This window comes from Stenotrophomonas sp. 2YAF22 (genome assembly GCF_052114665.1).
Classification (GTDB): domain Bacteria; phylum Pseudomonadota; class Gammaproteobacteria; order Xanthomonadales; family Xanthomonadaceae; genus Stenotrophomonas; species Stenotrophomonas indicatrix.
In genome coordinates this window covers 1-1,483 of record NZ_JBFRFE010000830.1, presented here as the reverse complement: position 1 = coordinate 1,483, position 1,483 = coordinate 1, and the positions used below count along the sequence as shown (strand labels likewise).

The following is a 1,483-nucleotide window of genomic DNA, read 5'->3' as shown; positions in this document are numbered from 1 at the left end:
GGTGAACAGCCCCGCCCCGAGGATGGACATGTCCACGGTGCCGTCATTGGTGATGTTGGTGACACCACCGGCAGCGTTCTGCGTGACCAGTGCCTGTCCACCAAACCCAAGAATCGAACCGATGTTGACCAGGCCCTTGATGCTGCCGCCCGCCTGGTTGTTGACGTTGATGGTATTGCCACCGGCAGTGTTGTTGCCCAGCACCATGCCTGCCGCCGCAAGGCTCAAGCCGCCGTTGATGGTGGGATCGATCGTGCCCTGGTTGTTCACCGTAATGCCGTTGCCGGACAGCGTCACCGCAGTGCCCCCCAACACCGGCGGCACGCTCAGCACCGCGCCGGTGGCGATGTTCAGGGTCACGCCATTGGCGGTACTGGAAAGAGTGTTCTGGTCCGTCGCGCCATCGCAGGTAATCACCGCACCGGCCGTGGTGCATGCCGCAAACGCCGACCCACTGGCCAAAGTAGCGGTCAATGCCAGCGCCAGCCGATGCGCCTTCAGGCCCGGCAGATGTCGTCCTGCCGATTTACCGCCTCCCGTCGGATTCTGGGTGATTTCCGAGGCCACCTGCATCACACCAAGGGCACGATTGAAAACCAGACGGTAAATGCGGTTCATCGGTAAATCTCCATGAAATGACCGGTGGCACAGCAGGCAGGTTTTTTTGAGGTGATGTCGTCCCGCCCTGCTCCACCCGGGAACAAGACCTGCGGTATCAACCTTGGAAAACAGTCACACTTTCACGTGCAAGCGCTGCAGGAACTGCGCGCCCCTGCATGTCCGTCAGCGCGAAAACTCCCCGGTTTCGCTCGACGAATGGGCGCACTGTGCGGCCGTCACCGCCAGCACCACGTGAATCCGGCACGTTATTTTCATGATGGCCGTCAAATAATCACGGCAGTCGTCACGACTTTGCCGAAAATGCATATTCTCTTGTTTCTGCAGAACGGGAATATCCATATTCCCGTCGCGCTCGCAACCGGACTCAGCTGCTGGAGAGTTTCATCAGCACCAGGCCGGCGACGATGAGTACCGCCGCGCCAATCCGCATCGGGCTGACCTGCTCGCCCAGGAACACGATGCCGACCACGAAGGCACCGACCGCGCCGATACCGGTCCAGATCGTATAGGCGGTGCCCAGCGGCAGGCTGCGCATGGCGACGGCCAGCAGCCAGAAGCTGGCGATCATGCCGACGATGGTGATGACGGTGGGGGTGAGTTTGGTGAAGCCTTCAGACTGCTTCATCGACACCGCCCAGACGATTTCCAGCAAGCCGGCAAACAACAGATAGATCCAGGCCATGACAGCCCTCCTTTGGTAGGGCCAGGCCGTCCTGGTCATTGAATCCCGATGTGGGGGAGGTCGTTCCTCCTGCGGCCGGATTCTAGCAACGGCAACCGCCCCGGGCAGATGACGTGGCCAACGGGTTACATCGGATTCAGCGCGTGAAGCTGGCGTCAGCACCCATGCTGACGCCAGCTT

The 1,483-nt window shown here is 60.9% G+C and carries 3 protein-coding genes; all 3 read right to left on the bottom strand.

The genetic code is table 11. The annotated features are described in order from the left end of the window. Positions 1-618 (bottom strand): ESPR domain-containing protein (locus AB4Y84_RS21535; protein WP_442250914.1); only part of this gene is annotated, 618 nt, incomplete at its 3' end. Positions 619-783: 165 nt separating this feature from the next. Next, complete coding sequence (locus AB4Y84_RS21530) at positions 784-960, bottom strand: hypothetical protein (RefSeq protein WP_170919616.1); 177 nt, start codon at positions 958-960, stop codon at positions 784-786. 25 nt (positions 961-985) lie between these two features. Then, entirely contained in the window at positions 986-1,303 is a 318-nt protein-coding gene (locus AB4Y84_RS21525) for a DMT family transporter (protein WP_032977375.1), read from the bottom strand. Between the last annotated feature and the right edge of the window lie 180 nt (positions 1,304-1,483).

Excerpts from the sequence above, each read along its gene's own strand:
- AB4Y84_RS21530 (WP_170919616.1), bottom strand. The coding sequence starts at position 960 with ATGGATATTCCCGTTCTGCAGAAACAAGAGAATATGCATTTTCGGCAA.
- AB4Y84_RS21525 (WP_032977375.1), bottom strand. The coding sequence starts at position 1,303 with ATGGCCTGGATCTATCTGTTGTTTGCCGGCTTGCTGGAAATCGTCTGG.